The sequence below is a fragment of the Pseudoduganella guangdongensis genome (assembly GCF_009857475.1).
Classification (GTDB): domain Bacteria; phylum Pseudomonadota; class Gammaproteobacteria; order Burkholderiales; family Burkholderiaceae_D; genus Rugamonas; species Rugamonas guangdongensis.
Map to the genome: position 1 here is coordinate 39954 of NZ_WWCJ01000012.1, position 20323 is coordinate 60276.

The following is a 20323-nucleotide window of genomic DNA, read 5'->3' on the forward strand; positions in this document are numbered from 1 at the left end:
CCGCCAGGTGCATTAAGCTAGTTAATAATTGGTGGTAAAACTGCCTACAGAAAAAGAGCTTTCGGGCAATATTTCGCTGGGGAGTCGGTTATACTGGTGTATCGGATAACCGGAGCTGCCATGCCAGAGCAAGTGGAGGTCACGCGTACATCGTTACGACACCGCATTGGCCTCGGCTCGCTTCTGTCGCTGCTGCTGGCAGCCAGCTCCCTGCTGCTGACGGCGCTGCTGGTGGTGGTGCTGGGGGTGGTGGTGACCGATGAGCTGAAACGCACCATCGGCCAGGGCCTGGCCCAGCGCGCGCGCCATGCCGCCAGCCAGCTCGACGCCACCATGTTCGAGCGCTACCGCGAAGTCCAGCTGCTGGCGCGGCGCAGCGAATTCACCGCCGCCCAGCACGGCCCGGCGCAACGACGCCGGATCCTCGACGATTTGCAGCGCACCTATCCCCTGTATGCCTGGATCGGCCTGACCGACAACGCCGGCAAGGTCCAGGTCAGCACCGGCGGCCTGCTGGAAGGCGTCGACGTCTCCGCGCGCGACTGGTGGCGCGACGCGCCCAAGGGCGTCTACGTGCACGATGTGCACGCCGCCAAGCTGCTGGCCAAGCTGCTGCCGGCCAGCGGCGGCGCGCCGATGCGTTTTGTCGACCTGGCTTTCCCCTATTACGACGCGGCCGGCAAACAGGCCGGCATCCTGGGCGCGCACCTGAGTTGGAACTGGGCGCGCCAGGTGCAGGACCTGTTCGACCAGAATGCCCAGGGCGCGGCCGCCGACACCCTGATCGTTTCGCGCAGCGGCCAGATCCTGTATGGGCCGGAAGCGCTGCTGGACCAGCCCGCGGCCGCCGCCAGCCTGGCGCTGGCGCGCGAGCAGGCCTCCGGCTTCGTGGAAGAACGCTGGGCCGATGGGCGCCGCTACCTGGTCGGCTACGCCCGCACGCGCGGCTACGACAGCTACCCGGGCCTGGGCTGGGTCATCGTCACGCGGCAGGAAGCCGCGACCGCGTTCGCGCCCGTGCGCCGCCTGCAGCTGACGGTGGCGCTGTCCGGCCTGGCCGTGGCCTTGCTGTTTTCCCTGCTGGGCTGGCGCGCGGCGCGCACCGTCACGCGGCCCCTGCTGCACACGGCGCAGGCGGCGCGCGAGGTGGAGCAGGGCCGTGCCACGGCCTTGCCGCCGGTGCAGGGCAGTTTCAGCGAACTGGAAACGGTGCGCGGCGCCTTCAACGCCATCCTGCAAAGGCTGCAGGGCCAGGAGCAGCAACTGGTGCGCGCCAATGCGCAGCTGGAGCAGCGCGTGGCCGACCGCACGGTGGACCTGGAGCGCACCCTGGCCATTGTCCGTTCCAGCGAGCAGCGCATGCTGACCCTGCTGGAGGCGACGCAGGACGCCTTTATCGCCTTCACCAGCGACGGCCTGGTCACCGACTGGAACCCGCGCGCCGCGCAGGTGTTCGGCTGGCGGCGCGAGGAAGTGCTGGGCAAGCATATCGACCAGCTGCTGCAGGCCGGCGGCAACTTGTGGTGGCTGCTGGGCAGCCGCGAGAACGCGGCGACCGGCGAACGGGTGGCGCTGACCGGCTGGCGCCGCGACGGCGCGCGCTTCGATGCCGAGATGACCCTGGCCCAGCTGGCCGTCGACGGCGTGCAGTCGTTTGCCGCCTTTGTCAGCGATATCTCGCAGCGCCGGCGCACCGAACAGGAGCTGGAAGCGGAACGCCTGCTGCTCTCGACCGTGCTGGAGACCATCGAGGTGGCGGTCATGGCGTGCGGCCCGCAAGGCGAGGCCACGCTGTCGAACCGCGCGGCGCGCGCCCTGCCAGCCGGCGCCGTCCAGCCGGGCGAGGCCTCGCTGCTGCAGCGGGCGCTGCGCGGTGCGCGGGTGCAGGGCGAGGAATTGCTGATCCTGGCGGCCGACGGCAGCGAACGCCATCTGCTGTGCAATGGCAGCGCCTTGACCGGCGCCGACGGCAGCAGGCTGGGCGCGGTGGTGGCCATGGCCGATGTCACGGCGCTGGAGCAGGCCAAGCTGGCGGTGGCGGAGAAGGAGCGCTTCCTGCGCGCGGTGACCGACAACAACCCGGCGGCCATCGGCTATGTCGACCGCGACGAGGTGTACCGCTTCGCCAACCGCAGCTACCAGACCATGATGGGGATCGACCCGGCCGGCATGATTGGCCGCAGCATCGAACAGGTGCTGGGCGGCACGGTGTACGGACAGGTGCGCGGCCATGTGGCGGCGGCCCTGCGCGGCGAGCGCGTGCACTTCGAGGTGGACACCGAGCGCGCTGGCTGGCCGCGCCATTTCATGACCGACTACATCCCCGACCTCGGCGCCCAGGGCGAGGTGCGCGGCTTCCACATCGTCGCGCTGGATATCACGGCGCGCAAGCGGGCCGAATTGCAGCAGGAGGAAGCCAGCCGCGCCAAGAGCGCTTTCCTGGCCAATATGAGCCACGAGATCCGCACGCCGATGAACGCGGTGCTGGGCATTGGCCAGCTGCTGGACCGCACCCAGCTCAACGCCGAGCAGCAGGAGTATGTGCGGCTGATCCGGGCTTCCGGCAGCGCCTTGCTGGCCCTGGTGAACGACATCCTCGACCTGTCCAAGATTGAAGCGGGCAAGCTGGCAGTCGTGGCGGCGCCGTTCCAGCTGGACGAGCTGGCGGAAGCGATTGCCGCCGCCATGCAGTCGGCCAGTGTCGGCAAGCGCCTCGACTTGTTGCTGACGCTGGAAGCGGGCTTGCCGCAAGGCCTGGTGGGCGACCTGCAGCGTCTGCGCCAGGTGGCGCTCAACCTGGTCGGCAATGCCATCAAGTTCACCGCCGAGGGCGAGGTGTGCGTGCACATCGGCGTCAGCGCGCCGGGCAGCAGCATGGAAATCCTGCAGCTGACGGTGCGCGACAGCGGCATCGGCATGAGCGGCGAACAACTGGGCCGCCTGTTCAACCCTTTCGAGCAGGCCGACAGTTCGACCGCGCGCCGCTACGGCGGCACGGGTCTGGGCCTATCGATCACCCGGCAACTGGTGGAGCTGATGGGCGGCACCATCACCGTCAGCAGCGAGGCGGGGCGCGGCAGCGAATTCGTGGTATCGGTGCCTTTGCAACTGGCCATGCGCCAGCGCGCCGCCGACAGCTACGCGCCGCTGCCCAGCCTGCGGGTGCTGCTGGTGGACGACCACGTGCCGACCTTGCGCTACCTGGAAAGCCTGCTGCGGCGCTGGGGCTGCGTGGTCGAGACCCATGCCGCGACGCCGTCCATGGCGGGGCACGAGTGGGATGTGGCGCTGGTCGATTCGGCCCTGCTGGACGCGGAGGGCGCCGCCGCCTATGGCGGCACGGCCCTGGTGGCGCTGAACCGCAGCCTGGACCGCCCGCCGCAGGCGGGCGAGGACGCGGCCCTGGCCAAGCCCCTGCTGCCAGGCGCTCTGCACCTGCTGCTGCAGGGCCTGAGCCAGCAGCGCGCCGCGCCAGTTGCGGCGCCGCTGGCGGTGCCGCAACTGGCGGCCTTGCGCGGCGCGCGCATCCTGCTGGTGGAAGACAATGGCACCAACCAGCTGGTGGCACGCGGTGTGCTGGAACCGGCCGGCATTGCCGTCTCGCTGGCCGAGAATGGGCAGCAGGCGGTGGAGATGGTGCGCGCCCAGCCCACGGCGTTCGACCTGGTGCTGATGGATGTCCAGATGCCGGTCATGGACGGCTTTGAGGCCACCCGCATCCTGCGCGGCAAGCTCGGGCTGCGCATCCCGATCCTGGCCATGAGCGCCGGCGTGCTGGAGACGGAGCAGGCGCGCTGCCTGGAATGCGGCATGAACGGGTTCATCGCCAAGCCGGTCGATTATGCGCAGATGCTGAACACGATTGCCGCCCACCTGGCGGCGCCCGTCCCGCGCGCGGAGGCACCCGCGGCGGCGGAAGCGGCGCTGGAAGCTGCGCCCGACGACCAGCCGGGCATCTTCAGCATCCGCAAGCTGCTGGCGGTGATTGGCAACAGCCCGCAGCGCCAGAACATCGTCTCCCTGGTGGGCCGCGTGGTGCGCCAGTCGCAGGCGGAGTTCGATGCGGCGCGCGCCCATTGGCAAGGCGGCGACTGCGTGGCCGCGGCGGCTGCCTTGCATGCGCTGCGCGGCGGCGTGGGCAGCCTCGGGGCGCGCGACTTTTCCGACGCCACGCTGGACGCCGAAAAAGCCCTGCGCAGCCCCGATCCGGCCAGCGCCGCGCCGCACTTCGAGCATGCGCAGCAGGCGCTGGCCGCCACGCTGGCGGCCGCCGCGCACTGGCTGCAGCTGGAGCAGCCGGGCGCCCCGGCCGTCCAGCAAGACCTGCAGGCGGCCATCCACACCCTGACCGAGATGCTGCGGCGGCAGGACCTGGATGCGCTGAACCAGTTTCGCCAGATGCGCGAGCAGTTGGCCGGTCAGCACGGCACCCAGGCCGCCGCCCAGCTGGAAACCGCCATCGAAGCGCTGGACTTTAGTGCCGCGTTGGAAGTCCTGAGTGAGGAAGCATGGAAAGCACCATCCTGATCATCGACGACAATCCTGAGATCATCCGCCTTTTGAGCGCCATGCTGCGCGACCAGGCCCGCATCCTGTTCGCGACCAGCGGCCTGGCCGGCCTGGAAATCGCCCGTGCCCAGCGCCCGCAACTGATCCTGCTCGATGTCGAGATGAAGAGCATGGACGGTTTCGCCGTCTGCGCCCACATCATGGCCGATCCCGACCTGCGCCATTGCCCGGTCATCTTCGTCACCGCCAGCGCCGCCAGCGACAGCGAGATCGCCTGCCTGGACGCCGGCGCGGTCGATTTCATCACCAAGCCCCTGAATGGCGCCGTGGTCCAGGCGCGCGTGCGCACCCATCTGCGCTTGCAGGCCGCGCTGGCCAGCCTGGAGACCCTGGCCAGCAAGGATGGCCTGACGGGCCTGTACAACCGGCGCGCCTTCGACGAACAGTTCGCGGTGGAGCTGGCGCGCCACCGCCGGCAGCAATCCCCGCTGGGCCTGGCCCTGGTCGATGTCGACCACTTCAAGCTTTACAACGATCATTATGGCCACCAGCTAGGCGATGAGTGCCTGCGCCGTGTGGCCCAGGCCCTGGCCGATTGCGCCCGCCGCCCGGGCGAACTGGTGGCGCGCTACGGCGGCGAGGAGTTCGTGGTACTGCTGCCCAACACCACGGCCGAGGAAGTGCAGCGCTACGGCGAATGGATTTGCCAGCATGTCCGGGACTTGCAGCTGCCGCATGGCGCGTCGCTGGTGGCGCACCACGTCACCATCAGCGCCGGCCTGGCGGCGGCCATCCCCCGGCTGGAGACGACGCCGGGCCAGATGCTGGCAGCGACCGACGCGGCCCTGTATGAGGCCAAACGCGCGGGACGCAACCGTAGCGCCATGGCGGCAAGCTCGTGCTAACATGGTCGGGTTCCTGTTTCTTACATGCGCGCCATGAGTTTCGTAACCGGTAATATTGCAATTGATGCCTTGGTGTACAGCAGCTGGAGCCCAACCGCTGGCACGCCACGCACGCTGAGCTACAGCTTTCTGCTTGCGCCTCCCGGCGACGCCAGCGATGAAGACCGCAGCGGCTTTGCCGCGATGACCACGGCGCAGCGCCAGGGCGTGCGCGATGCGCTCAAATTATGGTCCGATGTGGCCAACCTAACGTTTGTCGAGGTCAACGCCAACGGCTCCCTGCAGTTCGGCACCAACCAGCAGTCCGGCAGCAGCGGCTACGCCTACCTGCCCGAATCCTGGAGCACCGCGGTGGCGATGTACCTGGACGTGGACGCGGGCTATAACCAGGTGTTCACCCCCGGCAGCTACGGGCCAAGCGTGATGCTGCACGAGATAGGGCACATGCTGGGATTGAAGCATCCCGGGAATTACGACAGCAGCGGCGGCGGCGTGGACGGCCCCTATCTGCCGAGCGACAAGGACAATGGCGACTACACGCAGATGTCCTATAACGAGCCGACGGTGCACAGCCTGACCGGGCGCTATGCCGTGACGCCCATGCTGTACGACATCCAAGCCGTGCAGCACCTGTATGGCGCGAATATGTCCTACCGCAGCGGCGACGACGTTTACAGTTTCAGCAATTCGACCACTGCGCGCTGCATCTGGGACGCCGGCGGCAACAACACTTTCGACTTCTCCGCCTGCACCGGATTTGTCACCATCGACCTGCGGGCCGGCGGTTTCAGCGAGACGCAGGCAGGTTACCGCAATATCGGGCTGGCGTACGGCGTGACCGTACAAAACGCGGTGGCCGGCAATGGCGGCTCCCAGGTGTACAGTGGCGCCAGCGGCAGCATGGTCACCGGCGGCGCCGGTTTCGACCGCGTGGTGCTCGGTGCCGGAGACGATATTGTCTCCGGCGGCGGCGGCAGCGACACGGCGGTGTTCAGCGGCACTTTCGCCAGCTACATCGTGCAGCGCCACGCCGGCAGCGTGCTGGTGTTCGGCGAAGGCAATGACCGCCTGGAAGGCGTGGAGATGCTGGCGTTCAGCGACCGCACGGTGGCGGTGGCCGACCTGGCACTGCATACGGCGCCGCAGGGCACCAGCGGCAATGACCGCTTCAGCGCCGGCGTCGGCAACGAGACCTTTGACGGCGGCGCCGGGCGCGACCTGGTGGTGCTGGCTGGCGCACGCGCCAATTACACGGTCAAGGCCACCAGCGGCGGCCATACCGTCACTGACAATAGCGGCAACGGCGGCATCGACCAGCTGCTGAATATCGAGCAGCTGCAATTCGCCGACGCCAGCGTATCGCTCGACATCAGCGGCGCGGCCGGCCAGGCCTACCGCCTGTATCAGGCCGCTTTCAACCGCGCGCCGGATTTGCCCGGCCTGGGCTACTGGATCAATACCCTTGAGCTTGGCTATAGCCTGCACTCGGTGGCTGGGAATTTCCTGACCAGTCCGGAATTCGCGGGTGCGTTCGGCACCTTGAGCAACCGTGATTTCGCCACGCTCCTCTACCACCAGGCCCTGCACCGGGAGCCGGACCTGGAAGGCTTGAACTGGTGGACCGCACGCCTGGACGAGGGCGTGCTGCGCTCCGTGGTGCTGACCGGCTTCTCGGAATCGGCGGAGAACCAGGCGCAGGTGATCGGCTCCATCCAGAACGGCATTACCTTCATTCCATACCCGGCAGGCTGATACGGTTGCGTCCCATATGCTTGGCGCGGTATAGGGCCGCGTCGGCCGTGGTCACCAGCTGCTCCGGCTGGTGCTCGTGCGAGGCGATCGCGGTGGCGGCGCCGATGCTGACCGTGACGAAGCGCTTGGGCGCGCCCTGGTTCGGCAGGCGCAGCGCCTCCACCCGGCAGCGTATGCGCTCGGCCACGATGGCGGCCCCTTTCAGCGACTGGTTGGGCAGGATCACCGCGAACTCCTCGCCGCCGTAACGCGCCACCAGGTCGTTGGCGCGCATTTCGCTGGCCACGGCGCCGGCGATGCGTTTCAGGCACTCGTCGCCGCCGACATGGCCGTAGGCGTCGTTGTATTGTTTGAAGTTGTCGACGTCCACCATCAACAGCGAGAGCGGCTGCTGCTGGCGCAGGGCGCGCTGCCATTCCGCGTGCAGCGTCTGGTCGAAGCAGCGCCGGTTGGCCAGCCCGGTCAGGCCGTCGCGCGTGGCCAGCTGCTCGAGGGCGATCTGGGCCTGCTTTTCCTCGGTCAGGTCGCGCAGGGTTTCCACCACCGCCACCAGGCGACCGTCGCTGTCGTAGATCGGGCTGGCGTCGGCGGCCAGGTAGCGGCGCCCGGCGCTGCGCGGCATCTCGCACCAGTTCTCGGCGCATAGCTGGTCGCCGGCGCCGCCCGGGCGGCGCGCCTGGCCGTCGTACAGGTCGAGGATTTCGCCGGTGCGGCCGGCAATCACCAGGTCGGCCAGGGTGGGGCGCTGCACCGCGTAGAACGCGCACCAGTGGCCACTGGTGCCGAGCAACTCTTCGGCGGCGACCCCGGTCAGGCGCTCACAGGCCCGGTTCCAGATCAGGACCCGGCCCTGGGCGTCCAGCACGAACGTGGGAATGACCAGCATTTCCATCAGCTTCAACGCAAAGCCAGGCGGCTGGTCGGGCGTGGAGGCGTCCATCAAGTGTGGGATCCTGAAGAGACTATTCATTTGGCGGCGGCCTTTATCGTTCACTGCGTCTGGAACTTGATTGTGCCGCCGTCGCCGCCGGCAAATGTTGACCAAGCGCAAACCCGTTTCGTTTTGTGAAAAGCGCTATAATTTAGGGTTGCCGAACACCGGAAGTACCCTGTGACCTATAGCATTAAGGAAATTTTCTACACCCTGCAGGGCGAAGGCGCCCATGCGGGGCGTCCCGCCGTTTTCTGCCGTTTCTCGGGCTGCAACCTGTGGACCGGGCGCGAACAGGACCGCGCCAGCGCGGTTTGCCAGTTCTGCGATACCGACTTTGTCGGTACCGATGGCGAGCGCGGTGGCAAATTTGCCACGCCGCAGGCGCTGGCGCAGGAAATCGACAGCCTGTGGCCGGCCGGCGCCGGGCACAAATACGTGGTATTTACCGGCGGCGAGCCGCTGCTGCAGCTGGACGCGCCGCTGATCGACGCCATGCATGCGGTGGGCTTTACCATCGCCATTGAAACCAATGGCACCATGCAGGTGCCGGCCGGCGTGGACTGGATCTGCGTCAGCCCGAAAATGGGTTCCAAGCTGGTGGTCGGCAAGGGCAATGAACTCAAGGTCGTGATCCCGCAAAAGGACCAGGACCTGGCCGCCTATGAAGGCCTGGATTTCGAGAATTTCTTCGTGCAGCCGATGGATGGCCCGCTGGCGGCCTTCAATACCACGCTGGCGATCGAAACCTGCAAGCGCAACCCGAAATGGAAGCTGAGCTTGCAAACCCATAAACTGTTGAACATCCCATAAGCAATGCTGACTATTACACGCAAGCTGGAATTCGATGCGGGCCATCGCATTCCGGACCACAAGAGCCAGTGCCGCAACCTGCACGGCCACCGCTACACCCTGGAAATCACCCTGACCGGCAAGGTGATCGACGCCGAAGGCAATTCCGACAACGGCATGATCATGGACTTCTCCGATGTGAAGACCATCGCCAAGGAGCACCTGGTCGACGTCTGGGACCACGCCTTCCTGGTGTACGAGAAGGACGCCGCCGTGAAGGACTTCCTGTCCTCGCTGCCAAACCACAAGACCGTGGTGATCGACCGCATTCCGACGGTGGAGAACCTGGCCGCCGTGGCCTGGGATATCCTGAAGGCCGCCTTCAAGGACCGTTACGGCACCGGCCTGCACCTGCACAAGCTGGTGCTGCATGAAACCCCGAACTGCTGGGCCGAAATTGTCGAATGAGCTGTACATGCGCGCCGCGCTGGATGAAGCGCGCCGCGCCTGGGCGGAAGGCGAGGTGCCGGTCGGCGCCGTGGTGGTCAAGGATGGCCAGATCATTGGCCGTGGCTACAACCAGCCGATCGGCCGCCACGATCCCACCGCGCACGCCGAAATCGTGGCCATGCGCGCCGCCGCCGAAGCCCTGGGCAATTACCGCCTGCCGGGCTGCGAGCTGTATGTCACCCTGGAGCCCTGCCTCATGTGCTCCGGCGCCATGATGCATGCGCGCCTGTCGAAGGTCATCTTCGGCGCCACCGACCCCAAGACCGGCGCCTGCGGCTCGGTCGTCAATGTGTTCGACAGCGAACAGTTGAACCACCACGCCGAAGTCACGGGCGGCCTGCTGGCCGACGATTGCGGCCAGGTGCTGAAGGACTTCTTCGCCGAACGCCGCGCTTTGCGCAAAAACAACGTCCCCTGAGGCGGCCCGGATTGCGCGCCACGGCGCGCCGCTGCGGTGCTATGCTGGACCATGGCCAGCGTTGATATAAACGGTATTACGCTTACATACGAGTCCAGCGGCGACCCGCAAGGCCCGGCTGTGCTGCTGAATATGGGCCTGGCGCTGCAGCTGATTTCCTGGCCGCGCGAATTTGTCGACGGCCTGGTGCAACGCGGCTACCACGTGATCCGCTACGACAACCGCGACGCCGGCCTGTCATCCCATTTCGACCACCTCGGCGTGCCCAACCTGTGGCTGGCCTATATGCGCCACCTGTTCGGCTGGCCGCAGCAGGCACCGTACACCCTGAACGACATGGCGGGCGACGCGCTCGGCCTGCTCGACGCGCTGGGCGTGGCGGCGGCGCATATTGTCGGCGTGTCCATGGGCGGCATGGTGGCGCAGATTATGGCGGCGCGCTACCCGGGGCGCACGCTGAGCCTGACCTCCATCATGTCCAGCAGCGGGCGGCCGGGCCTGCCCGGACCCAGCCCGGCGGCGCGCCGCATCCTGCTGCGCCGCACGCCATCCGCCCACCATCGCGGGCGCGTGGTGGAGCAGATGGTGGATACTTTCCGCACCATCGGCAGTCCGGGCTTCCCCATGCCGGACGACTTGCTGCGCCAGATGGCCGGCGAGGCGGTGGCGCGCAACGTCAATGGCAACGGCGTGGTCCGCCAACTGGTCGCCATTGCCGCCTCCGGCGACCGCAGCGCCTTGCTGCGCGAGATCGCCTGCCCGGCGCTGGTGATCCACGGCGACGCCGACCCGCTGGTGCCATGCGCCTGCGGCATCGACACCGCGCGCCAGATCCCGGGCGCACGGCTGGAGGTGATCCAGGGCATGGGGCACGATATGCCGCCCGCCCTGGTAGGGCGCTTGCTTGCCTTGCTGGATCAACACCTGCGCGGTAAGATGGCCGGGTGAAAAATATCGGAATTGCCATTGCCGCACCTGCCGGCTACGCCCAGGATGCCGCCGCGCTGGAACGCGGCATTGCCCGCCTTGAGGCGCAGGGCTGCATCGTCCACAATTATTACGATTCGGCGGCGACTTTCCAGCGCTTTGCCGCCACCGACGACGCGCGCCTGGCGCAACTGCATGCCGCCGCCGCCGATCCGGCCTGCCAGATCGTGGTCATGCTGCGCGGACAGTACGGTGTGAGCCGCATCCTGCCGCGCATCGACTTTCGCAAGATGGCCGACAGTGGCAAACTGTTTGTCGGCTACAGCGACATCACTGCCTTCCACATGGCCCTGTACCAGGCCACGGGCCGCATCAGCTTTGCCGGGCCAATGATGAACAGCGACTTCGCCCGCGAAGAGCACTCTGAATACGCCATGACGCAATTCTGGGACTGCATGCTGGGACCGACCCACTCGGTGCGCGGAGCCGGCGCCGGCAACCCGCTGGTCGAAGTGCACGGCACGCTGTGGGGCGGCAACCTGGCGATGGTCAACCACCTGCTTGGAACGCCATACTGGCCGCATATCGACGACGGCATCCTGTTCCTGGAAGACATCGGCGAGCATCCATACCGGGTAGAACGCATGCTGCTGCAGCTCCATTTTGCCGGTGTGCTGGAGCGCCAGAAGGCAATCGTGCTCGGCGACTTTTCCGGCTACCGCCTGTCGCCAAACGATAACGGCTATGATTTCGACGCGATGCTGGCGTTCATCCGCGCCACCGTGAAGGTGCCGGTGCTGACCGGGCTGCCGTTCGGGCATATGAAAGACCTTTGCACCTTGCCGTTCGGCGCCCAGGCCCACCTGGTGTCCGACGCCGAAGGCTTCGACCTTACTGCCAGCGGCTACCCCACCTTGCCATGAACGGCGCGGAAAGCTACTACCGCGCCACCGCGCCCGGAGAGAGCTATGCCGCGCTGGCCGGCCGCCAGCATGCCCGGATCTGCGTGATTGGCGCCGGTTTCGCCGGCTTGGCCACGGCCATGTCACTGATGGAGCATGGCGAGCGTGACGTGGTGCTGCTGGAGGCCGAGCGGATTGGCCACGGTGCCTCCGGCCGCAACGGCGGTTTCGTCTTCGGCGGCTATTCACTGGACGAACAGGCCCTGCTGGCCACGGTTGGCGCCGAGCAGGGGCGGCGCCTGTACCAGCTTACGCTGGGCGCCGTCGACCAGATCCGCCGCCGCATTGAGCGCTATGGCATCGATTGCGACGCCACGCATGGCGGCATCTACCTGGCCAACTGGTTCGACGACGCGCGCGTGCTGGACCAGCGCCAGCGCTTCATGCGGGAGCAGTTGGGCGTTGAATGGCAGCGCGTGTCGCCCGCTGATTTCGCCGAGCGGGCCCGCAGCGAGCGCTATTTCGGCGCGCTGTACGAGGAGAACGCCTTCCATTTCCACCCACTGAAATACGCGCAGGGGCTGGCGCGCGCTCTGCGCGAAGGCGGCGTGCGGGTCCACGAGGGCAGCCGCGTCAGCGCCATCGCCGCGCAGCCACGCCAGCCTGACACGACCGGCGGCCGGGCGTCTCCCGGCTGGCGGGTATCGACTGCCGGCGGCGAGGTGCTGTGCGATGAGGTGGTGGTTTGCTGCGGCGGCTATATCGAGCGCCTGTATCCCGCGCTGGCCGGCGCCATCCTGCCGATTGCGACCTACGTCATGGTGACGGAGCCGCTGGGCCAGCGCATGCCGCAGGCGTTGGCAACGGATGCCGCCGTTTACGACACACGCTTCGCCTTTGACTACTACCGCCCGTTGCAGGACAGCCGTATGTTGTGGGGCGGACGCATCTCGATCCGCTCGCGCAGCGCGCAAGACGTGGCCCGGCTTTTGTACGCCGACATGTTGAAGGTATACCCGCAACTGGCCGGCACCCGCGTGGATTACGCCTGGAGCGGCCTAATGAGCTACGGCCGCCACAAGATGCCGCAGCTTGGGCGATTGCCGAACGGCGTCTGGTATGGCATGGGTTTCGGCGGCCACGGCGTCGGCCCGACCTCGCTGGCCGGTGACGTGCTATCCGCCGCGCTGATGGGGGAGTTGAGCAAGGTCGAGCAATTCGCGGCCTGGGGCCTGCCGACCACTGGCGGTGCGGCTGGACTGCTGGCGGCGCAGCTCACTTACTGGTATTACGAACTGCGGGATTGGATGAGGGGGCAGGGGCGCTCGCCTCGTCCGCAGGCTGGCGGTAGCGAAATGGCCAACTGAAGGCCTGCCACAAGGTGGTGGGCGCCTGGTCCAGTCCTGTCGGCGGGAACTCTCCCGGCTGCGGCACGTGGTGGGTGCGGAACAGCAGGTCGAAAGCCGGGAAGAGCGACGCGAAGTTGCAGTTATAGTGCTGCGGCAGGGCCGAATGGTGGATGCGGTGGAACTGCGGTGAATTCAGCAGCCACCAGCCGCGCCCGAAACCGAGCCGCAGGTTCATGTGCGGCACGATGTGGTAGAAGCCCAGCACCGCGTACATGCCCAGGATGACGCCCGGCGTCGCAAACAGTAGCCCCGCCAGCAGGTAAATAGTCAATGCCTTGAGCGCCGGCTCCAGCCAGAAGTGGCGCACGACCGTTGAAGCGTTCATGGCCGGATCGCTGTGGTGCAGCGAATGCATGGCCCACAGCCACGCGAACCGGTGCTGCGCCCGGTGGAACAGGTATTCCAGCAGATCGAGCACAAGCAGGTAAGCCAGGAAGGACGGCAGCAGCCGCCAGCCGTCGGCGCGCAGCGAAATCCAGCCGCCGCCGGCCATATTGACCGCCGCCACGGTCAGGCTGCCGAGCGCCATGCTGGTGAGCGGCCCGCTGCTGCCATAGACCAGGAGGTAGGGCAGGTTCAGGCGCGCCGCCGCCAGGGCAGGGCGCTCAACCGGCTTGCGGCGCTCGGCCAGCATGGCCAGCAGCACCAATGCCAGCATGGGCAGGGTGTTGATCGCGATCGAGGTGGCAATATCGACAACTTTCATGCCCGCGCCCCTCCGGCGTCTGCTAGGCGGCCAAGTGGTGGCCGGGGTATAATGTCCGATTCGCTTTCTAACATCTTTTTCAGCACCCGATGCTTTCTACCGCTAACATTACCATGCAGTTCGGCGCCAAGCCGCTGTTCGAGAACATTTCCGTCAAATTCGGCGACGGCAACCGTTATGGCCTGATCGGCGCGAACGGCTGCGGCAAGTCCACCTTCATGAAGATCCTGGGTGGCGATCTCGAACCATCCGCCGGCAACGTCAGCCTGGACGCCAACGAGCGCCTGGGTAAGCTGCGCCAGGATCAGTTCGCGTACGAAGAAATGCGCGTGCTGGACGTGGTCATGATGGGGCACACCGAGATGTGGGAAGCCATGACCAAGCGCGACGCCATCTACGCCAACCCGGAAGCGACCGACGAAGACTATATGGAAGCGGCCGAACTGGAAGGCAAGGTCGCCGAGTACGACGGCTACACCGCTGAATCGCGCGCCGGCGAACTGCTGATGGGCGCCGGCATCGACATCAGCCTGCACCAGGGCCCGATGAGCGCCGTGGCGCCGGGCTGGAAGCTGCGCGTGCTGCTGGCGCAGGCCCTGTTCTCCAACCCGCACATCCTGCTGCTGGACGAACCGACCAATAACCTGGACATCAACACCATCCGCTGGCTGGAAGATACGCTGAACCAGCGCGATTCCACCATGATCATCATTTCCCACGATCGTCACTTCCTGAACCAGGTGTGCACCCACGTGGCCGACATGGATTACGGCACGCTGAAGATCTATCCAGGCAACTACGACGAATACATGCTGGCCTCGACCCAGGCCCGCAACCAGCAGCTGGCCAATAACGCCAAGGCGAAAGAGAAAGTCGCCGAACTGCAGGATTTCGTACGCCGCTTCTCGGCCAACAAGTCCAAGGCCCGCCAGGCTACCTCGCGCGCCAAGATGATCGACAAGATCAAGATCGAAGACATCAAGCCGTCCTCGCGCGCCTACCCGTTCGTGCGCTTCGACGGCGAGAAGAAGCTGCACCGCCTGGCTGTGGAAACCCAGGGCATTTCCAAGACCTACGACCGCACCCTGTTCAAGAATGTGGACCTGATGGTGGAAGCTGGCGAGCGCATTGCGATCATCGGCGCCAACGGCGCCGGCAAGACCACCATGCTGCGCTGCATCGGCGGCAAGGACATCACCGGTCTGGATAGCGACACCGGCCTGGTGAAATGGGCCGAGAACGCGAACGTCGGCTACATGCCGCAGGATCCGACCGAGGAATTCGCAACGGACCTGAACCTGACCGACTGGATGGGTCAGTGGACCAAGGAAGGCGACGACGACCAGGCCGTGCGTTCCTCGCTGGGCCGCCTGCTGTTCGGCGGCGACGAAGTGAAGAAATCGGTCAAGGTCCTGTCGGGCGGCGAAAAAGGTCGTATGATGTACGGCAAGCTGATGTTGGGCCGTCACAATGTCCTGCTGCTGGACGAACCGACCAACCACATGGACATGGAATCGATTGAGTCGCTCAACATCGCCCTGGAAAAGTACGCCGGCACCCTGATCTTTGTGTCGCACGACCGCGAGTTCGTATCCTCGCTGGCCACCCGCATCATCGAGATCAAGGAAAACGAAGTCGTGGACTTCCGTGGCGGCTATGAAGAGTACCTGAAGAGCCAAGGCATCGAGTAATGATCGAGACCCCAATCAAGACTGTCGAGTTCGAGAAACCCATCGAAGGCGGCAGCTGCGTGGCCCATGCATGGGCCCGCACCCCGGCCCCCGTGCCGGCCAACGAAAAAATCCTGCTGAAGGAACGCATCAAGACCCTGCTGCGCGAGCGCGATGCCGTGCTGGTGGCCCACTACTACGTGGACGCCGACCTGCAGGACCTGGCCGAGGAAACCGGCGGCTGCGTGTCGGATTCGCTGGAAATGGCGCGCTTCGGGCGCGACCATCCGGCCAAAACCCTGGTGGTGGCGGGTGTCAAGTTCATGGGCGAGACGTCCAAGATCCTGTCGCCGGAAAAGACCGTGCTGATGCCGGACCTGGACGCGACCTGTTCGCTTGACCTGGGCTGCCCGCCGGAAGACTTTATCGCCTTCTGCGACCAGCACCCGGACCGCACCGTGGTGGTGTATGCCAACACCAGCGCCGCCGTCAAGGCGCGCGCCGACTGGATGGTGACTTCGTCCATCGGCCTGGATATCGTCAAACACCTGCACGAGCAGGGCAAGAAGATCCTGTGGGCGCCTGATAAGCACCTGGGCTCCTACATCCAGAAGCAGACCGGCGCCGACATGTTGCTGTGGCAGGGTTCCTGCCTGGTGCACGACGAATTCAAAGGCGTAGAACTGGACCTGCTGAAGGCCGAGCACCCGAACGCCAAGGTGCTGGTGCACCCAGAGTCGCCAGCCGGCGTGGTGGAGCAAGCCGACGTGGTGGGTTCCACCTCGCAGCTGATCGCCGCCGCCGTCAGCCTGCCGGCCACCGAGTTCATCGTCGCCACCGACAACGGCATCCTGCACAAAATGCGCATGGCAGCGCCCGGCAAGACCTTCATCGAAGCACCAACCGCCGGCAACAGCGCCACGTGCAAGAGCTGCGCGCACTGTCCATGGATGGCGATGAACGGCCTGCGCAACCTGGCGGAGGTGCTGGAGAATATGAACAACGAAATTCATGTCGATCCCGCCGTGGGCAAGGAAGCGCAGCGCTCGATCAACCGCATGCTCGATTTCGCCGCCGCCAAGAAGGCCAAAGTCGCGCCGGGCGCGGACCTGGCCAAGGAAGCGCAGCTGTTCAAAGGGATTGGTCCTGCATGAGTACTTTGAAGAATAAGTTCGCACCGTTCGACGATGCGCTGGCGGGCGCGTATGAGCGCAACTTGCTGGCAGCACTGATGGAAGATATCGGCACCGGCGACCTGACCGGCAAGCTGGTGCCGGAAGAAGGTCGCGCCACCGCGCGCGTGATCGTGCGCGAAGAAGCCGTCCTGTGCGGCGCGCCATGGTTTGAAGGCGTGATGGAAGCGCTGGATCCTGCCATCGAGATCGACTGGCATTACGCCGAGGGCGACCTGATGTCGGCCGATTCGCCGGTCTGCACTATCACCGGCCCGGCACGCGCCATCCTCACCGCCGAACGCTCGGCGCTGAATTTCATGCAGCTGATGTCGGGCGTGGCCACCGCCACCCGTCGTTATGTGGACGTAATTGCCGGCACCACGGCGGCCATCCTCGACACCCGCAAGACCATCCCGGGCATGCGCCTGGCGCAGAAGTATGCGGTGCGCGTGGGCGGTGGGCAGAACCAGCGCCTGGCGCTGTATGACGGCATCCTGATCAAAGAGAACCACATCGCCGCCGCAGGCGGCATCACCGCCGCACTGGCGGCTGCCAAGCGACTCGACGCGAAAGTGTCGATCCAGGTGGAAGTCGAAACCCTGGCGCAGCTGGAAGAGGCCTTGTCATCGGGCGCGGTCTCGATCCTGCTCGATAACTTCGACCTCGATATGATGCGCCAAGCCGTGCAGATTAATGGTGGCCGCGCGCTGCTGGAAGCTTCCGGCGGCGTCAACTTCGACACCGTGCGCGCCATCGCGGAAACGGGTGTCCACCGCATTTCCATCGGCGCCCTGACCAAGGACGTCAAAGCTACCGACTTCTCGCTACGCATCGTCAGCTAAGCCGCCAGCGCCGCGAATCAGGAACGCCGCCTCGTGCGGCGTTTTTTTTTCGTCTGTTGTGATTTTTCGAGAGTAATCTTCGTTACTCTTTGTGTAATATCTCGCACAATTGAAACTTTTAGTTGTCAGCAAAGATGCCGTCCCTAGTTACGTTGATCTCCCGCTCACCCGCCGAAAATGCATCGTATGTCGATGCTGGAGCCAACATCGTGTTGACCTTCAGCGGTCCCGTAAAGGCCGGCACGGGGAAAGTCGAGATCGTAGGTGGATACGGGAGATTTGCGCTGTCCGAGCCGATGAGCAGTGGTTTCATCACGATTAGCGGCAATACTGTGACGATCGATCTACCGCGAGATCTGCCATTTTACTCCCATATAAGGGTTTCGTTCACCGAAAACTGGCTGCTTGATAGCGCTGGCACCAGCGTTAGCGGACCAGGTGACTTTAACTTTTGGACAGGCTTAAGCGCGACTCCCTTGACTATGGAGGGCACTAATGGGGTCGATCGGCTGGTCGGCAGCGAGTTGGTGGATTACTTGGGTGGCCTTGGCGGGAACGATGAAGTCATAGGCAACGGCGGTGACGACGTCTTGGCGGGCGGTGCCGGCGATGATCGAGTTTGGGGCGACGATGGCAATGACTGGGTTTTGGGCGGTGCCGGCAATGATCAGTTGTGGGGCGACTACGGCGATGATGTTTTAGAAGGCGGTTCGGGCGATGATGAGTTGATTGATCTCCACGGCAAGAATACGCTGTATGGCGGCGAAGGTAACGATGCGATCTATGTTTCCGGTGGAGACGACCTGGTTTATGGTGGGTCTGGTGATGACCGGATTCTCGCTTCGGATGGCGACATCGTCTTTGGGGACGAGGGAAACGATAGTTTCAAACTGCAACTGCTGGGTTGGTCTGGCTCTGGCAAGGTCGATGGCGGAGGGGGAGACGACAATTTCGACATCGGGCTGAATAAGACCAAGTCTGGCATGCTCAGCCTGGCTGGGGGCAGCGGGCGAGATACCTATTTGCTCTCGTTGTGGAGGTATGGGGAAGGCACGTATCAGTGCGAGATAACCGACTTCGAAGCGGGCGCCAATGGCGACAAGATCGACCTCACTTCCGTGATCCGGCACATTGAGCTTGAGTATCGATGGCGCGAGGGCAATCCATTTGCCCCGGGTGGCTTCCTCCGCCTGCGAGCGGATGGCAACGATACCGTGCTTATCCTGAAAGGCGATAGCGAAGAGACGTTGTTGCGCTTTAAGAATGTGCCGCTGGGCCAGCTTACTGGAGATAATTTTGTCGGTGGTTTCCGGCCGGACGGCGGCAGTCAGGGTCTAACCTTGCAGGGAACTGGGGGCAATGACGAACTGCATGGCTACGCTGCGGACGACCTATTAATCGGCGAGGATGGTGACGACAAGCTGATTGGCGCTGGCGGCAATGATGTGCTGCGCGGCGGCACCGGCGCCGATACATTGGACGGGGGCGACGGTGACGATGTGCTAGACGGTGGCGCTGGCAACGATAGTTTGAGCGGAGGCTGGGGCAAAAACAGCTTGCGCGGCGGCGAAGGCGATGACCGAATCTGGGCCGGCGGTTCCGATTACACAGCGGAAGGCAATGAAGGCGACGACTTCATCACCGCAGATGGGACTGGGCGCATTTTTGGCGGCGAGGGCAATGATGTGCTGACCTACTTCAATAGCTCCTTGTACGCTGGTACCGTGAATCTGGATGGCGGAGCTGGCGATGACATCATTAACATTAAAAATCATTATGGCCACTTCGGCGCCAGCACAATCACCGCTCGTGGTGGCGTTGGGCGTGACACTTTTAACTTACGTACCGCAACCGATATCACCATTAGCGACTTTACGGCAGGCACAGATGGGGATCTCATCGATGTGATGGATTTGCTGCCCGCCAGCATACAGGTCAATCCTTTTGGCAGTGGTGGCTATCTGCGCCTGCGGCAGGAGGGCATGAACACTGTTCTGGAACTTGATCAGGACGGCGCTGCAGGCACTGCGGCGCACTGGCGCGATCTTATTACATTTAGCAATACCAGCGCCACCGACTTCACGCGCAACAATTTTGTTCCCGGTCTATCGCCCACTGGCGAAAATGAGGGGAAAAGCCTGGTGGGGGGAGACGGGAAGGATGAGCTACGGGGAGGGTTTCTTAATGACACGCTGGACGGCGGAGACGGCGACGACAGGCTGAATGGTGAAGCTGGCCGCGACGTGCTGCACGGTGGCGCGGGCAATGATGTGCTGAACGGTGGCGAGGGTGACGATTGGCTCGGAGGCGGGGCTGGATTTGATGTAGTACAGATGCCAAACACGCGCACCACGGTCAACATCTGGCGCGAAGGCGGCAGCATCAAGATCCAGGACCTTGATGGCAATGGCGGTATCGACACCCTGGACGGTGTCGAGCGTCTGCAATTGCGAGGCTCCACCGTCGCCTTTGATGGCGAAGGTTCGGGCGGCCAGATTTACCGCTTATACCAGGCGGCATTTGACCGTAAGCCGGACATGGTTGGTGCCGGATTCTGGATTCTGCAGGCGGATCGCGGCGTTAGCCTACAGAACATCGCAGAAGGCTTCGTTACCTCGGATGAGTTTAAGCGTCTTTACGGCAGCAATCCTACCAATGGAGAGTTGGTTGACCTCCTGTACCAAAACGTGCAGCACCGGAAGCCAGGCGCCGAGGACCGCGCGTTCTGGATCGACGTTCTGGATCGGAAACTGGCCCCTCTGTCGAGTGTACTTGCGAGCTTCAGTGAGAGCCAGGAAAACGTGGTCAACCTGGCCGCGATCGTTGGCGCGGGCTTTGAGTACATTCCCTGGATGGGCTGAGCCGTCGTGAACAT

At 64.8% G+C, this 20323-nt stretch carries 15 protein-coding genes; 13 read left to right on the forward strand and 2 right to left on the reverse strand.

Annotated features, from left to right (window positions below; translation table 11 throughout):
* Positions 1-120 precede the first annotated feature (120 nt).
* Genes GTP41_RS17370 through GTP41_RS17380 form a run of 3 tightly spaced genes read left to right on the forward strand, consistent with a single transcriptional unit; the run spans position 121 to position 7166 of the window.
* On the forward strand, positions 121-4527 hold the full coding sequence (locus tag GTP41_RS17370) for a PAS domain S-box protein (RefSeq protein WP_161026839.1): 4407 nt from the start codon (positions 121-123) through the stop codon (positions 4525-4527).
* Positions 4509-5414, forward strand: a complete 906-nt coding sequence (locus tag GTP41_RS17375) for a diguanylate cyclase domain-containing protein (protein ID WP_161026840.1) — start codon at positions 4509-4511, stop codon at positions 5412-5414. The genes GTP41_RS17370 and GTP41_RS17375 overlap by 19 nt, the downstream gene beginning before the upstream one ends.
* 33 nt (positions 5415-5447) lie before the next feature.
* Entirely contained in the window at positions 5448-7166 is a 1719-nt protein-coding gene (locus tag GTP41_RS17380) for a DUF4214 domain-containing protein (RefSeq protein ID WP_161026841.1), read from the forward strand.
* Here the strand turns inward: GTP41_RS17380 and GTP41_RS17385 are convergent.
* On the reverse strand, positions 7144-8106 hold the full coding sequence (locus tag GTP41_RS17385) for a sensor domain-containing diguanylate cyclase (RefSeq protein WP_229502943.1): 963 nt from the start codon (positions 8104-8106) through the stop codon (positions 7144-7146). The two genes, GTP41_RS17380 and GTP41_RS17385, sit on opposite strands and share 23 nt — an antisense overlap.
* A 171-nt stretch (positions 8107-8277) precedes the next feature.
* Between GTP41_RS17385 and queE the strand changes: the two genes are divergently transcribed.
* The 6 genes from queE to GTP41_RS17415 are packed head-to-tail and all read left to right on the forward strand — an operon-like array spanning position 8278 to position 13013.
* On the forward strand, positions 8278-8910 hold the full coding sequence (gene queE / locus GTP41_RS17390) for a 7-carboxy-7-deazaguanine synthase (protein WP_161026843.1): 633 nt from the start codon (positions 8278-8280) through the stop codon (positions 8908-8910).
* Positions 8911-8913: 3 nt separating this feature from the next.
* On the forward strand, positions 8914-9357 hold the full coding sequence (queD, locus tag GTP41_RS17395) for a 6-carboxytetrahydropterin synthase QueD (RefSeq protein ID WP_130312395.1): 444 nt from the start codon (positions 8914-8916) through the stop codon (positions 9355-9357).
* 7 nt (positions 9358-9364) lie between these two features.
* Complete coding sequence (gene tadA / locus GTP41_RS17400) at positions 9365-9817, forward strand: tRNA adenosine(34) deaminase TadA (protein WP_229502935.1); 453 nt, start codon at positions 9365-9367, stop codon at positions 9815-9817.
* A gap of 51 nt (positions 9818-9868) precedes the next feature.
* Positions 9869-10765, forward strand: coding sequence for an alpha/beta fold hydrolase (locus GTP41_RS17405; RefSeq protein ID WP_161026845.1), 897 nt, complete (start codon positions 9869-9871; stop codon positions 10763-10765).
* Positions 10762-11667, forward strand: a complete 906-nt coding sequence (gene ldcA / locus GTP41_RS17410) for a muramoyltetrapeptide carboxypeptidase (RefSeq protein WP_161026846.1) — start codon at positions 10762-10764, stop codon at positions 11665-11667. Before GTP41_RS17405 ends, ldcA begins: the two co-directional genes overlap by 4 nt.
* Positions 11664-13013, forward strand: coding sequence for an NAD(P)/FAD-dependent oxidoreductase (locus GTP41_RS17415; RefSeq protein ID WP_161026847.1), 1350 nt, complete (start codon positions 11664-11666; stop codon positions 13011-13013). Before ldcA ends, GTP41_RS17415 begins: the two co-directional genes overlap by 4 nt.
* Here the strand turns inward: GTP41_RS17415 and GTP41_RS17420 are convergent.
* Positions 12922-13761, reverse strand: coding sequence for a sterol desaturase family protein (locus GTP41_RS17420; protein ID WP_161026848.1), 840 nt, complete (start codon positions 13759-13761; stop codon positions 12922-12924). The two genes, GTP41_RS17415 and GTP41_RS17420, sit on opposite strands and share 92 nt — an antisense overlap.
* A gap of 89 nt (positions 13762-13850) precedes the next feature.
* Between GTP41_RS17420 and GTP41_RS17425 the strand changes: the two genes are divergently transcribed.
* From GTP41_RS17425 to GTP41_RS17440, 4 genes are all read left to right on the forward strand, one after another.
* Positions 13851-15452, forward strand: coding sequence for an ABC-F family ATPase (locus tag GTP41_RS17425; RefSeq protein ID WP_161026849.1), 1602 nt, complete (start codon positions 13851-13853; stop codon positions 15450-15452).
* On the forward strand, positions 15452-16585 hold the full coding sequence (gene nadA / locus GTP41_RS17430; RefSeq protein ID WP_161026850.1) for a quinolinate synthase NadA: 1134 nt from the start codon (positions 15452-15454) through the stop codon (positions 16583-16585). Before GTP41_RS17425 ends, nadA begins: the two co-directional genes overlap by 1 nt.
* The gene (gene nadC, locus GTP41_RS17435; RefSeq protein WP_161026851.1) at positions 16582-17448 is read left to right on the forward strand and encodes a carboxylating nicotinate-nucleotide diphosphorylase; all 867 of its coding nucleotides are present in this window, start codon (positions 16582-16584) and stop codon (positions 17446-17448) included. Before nadA ends, nadC begins: the two co-directional genes overlap by 4 nt.
* A 134-nt stretch (positions 17449-17582) precedes the next feature.
* Positions 17583-20309, forward strand: a complete 2727-nt coding sequence (locus tag GTP41_RS17440; protein WP_161026852.1) for a DUF4214 domain-containing protein — start codon at positions 17583-17585, stop codon at positions 20307-20309.
* Positions 20310-20323: the final 14 nt, after the last annotated feature.

Coding starts and splice junctions, on each gene's coding strand:
- GTP41_RS17385 (WP_229502943.1), bottom strand. CDS start 8,106: ATGGACGCCTCCACGCCCGACCAGCCGCCTGGCTTTGCGTTGAAGCTG.
- GTP41_RS17415 (WP_161026847.1), top strand. CDS start 11,664: ATGAACGGCGCGGAAAGCTACTACCGCGCCACCGCGCCCGGAGAGAGC.
- GTP41_RS17425 (WP_161026849.1), top strand. CDS start 13,851: ATGCTTTCTACCGCTAACATTACCATGCAGTTCGGCGCCAAGCCGCTG.
- tadA (WP_229502935.1), top strand. CDS start 9,365: ATGCGCGCCGCGCTGGATGAAGCGCGCCGCGCCTGGGCGGAAGGCGAG.
- GTP41_RS17405 (WP_161026845.1), top strand. CDS start 9,869: ATGGCCAGCGTTGATATAAACGGTATTACGCTTACATACGAGTCCAGC.
- queD (WP_130312395.1), top strand. CDS start 8,914: ATGCTGACTATTACACGCAAGCTGGAATTCGATGCGGGCCATCGCATT.
- GTP41_RS17380 (WP_161026841.1), top strand. CDS start 5,448: ATGAGTTTCGTAACCGGTAATATTGCAATTGATGCCTTGGTGTACAGC.
- nadA (WP_161026850.1), top strand. CDS start 15,452: ATGATCGAGACCCCAATCAAGACTGTCGAGTTCGAGAAACCCATCGAA.
- GTP41_RS17420 (WP_161026848.1), bottom strand. CDS start 13,761: ATGAAAGTTGTCGATATTGCCACCTCGATCGCGATCAACACCCTGCCC.
- GTP41_RS17375 (WP_161026840.1), top strand. CDS start 4,509: ATGGAAAGCACCATCCTGATCATCGACGACAATCCTGAGATCATCCGC.
- nadC (WP_161026851.1), top strand. CDS start 16,582: ATGAGTACTTTGAAGAATAAGTTCGCACCGTTCGACGATGCGCTGGCG.
- GTP41_RS17440 (WP_161026852.1), top strand. CDS start 17,583: ATGCCGTCCCTAGTTACGTTGATCTCCCGCTCACCCGCCGAAAATGCA.
- GTP41_RS17370 (WP_161026839.1), top strand. CDS start 121: ATGCCAGAGCAAGTGGAGGTCACGCGTACATCGTTACGACACCGCATT.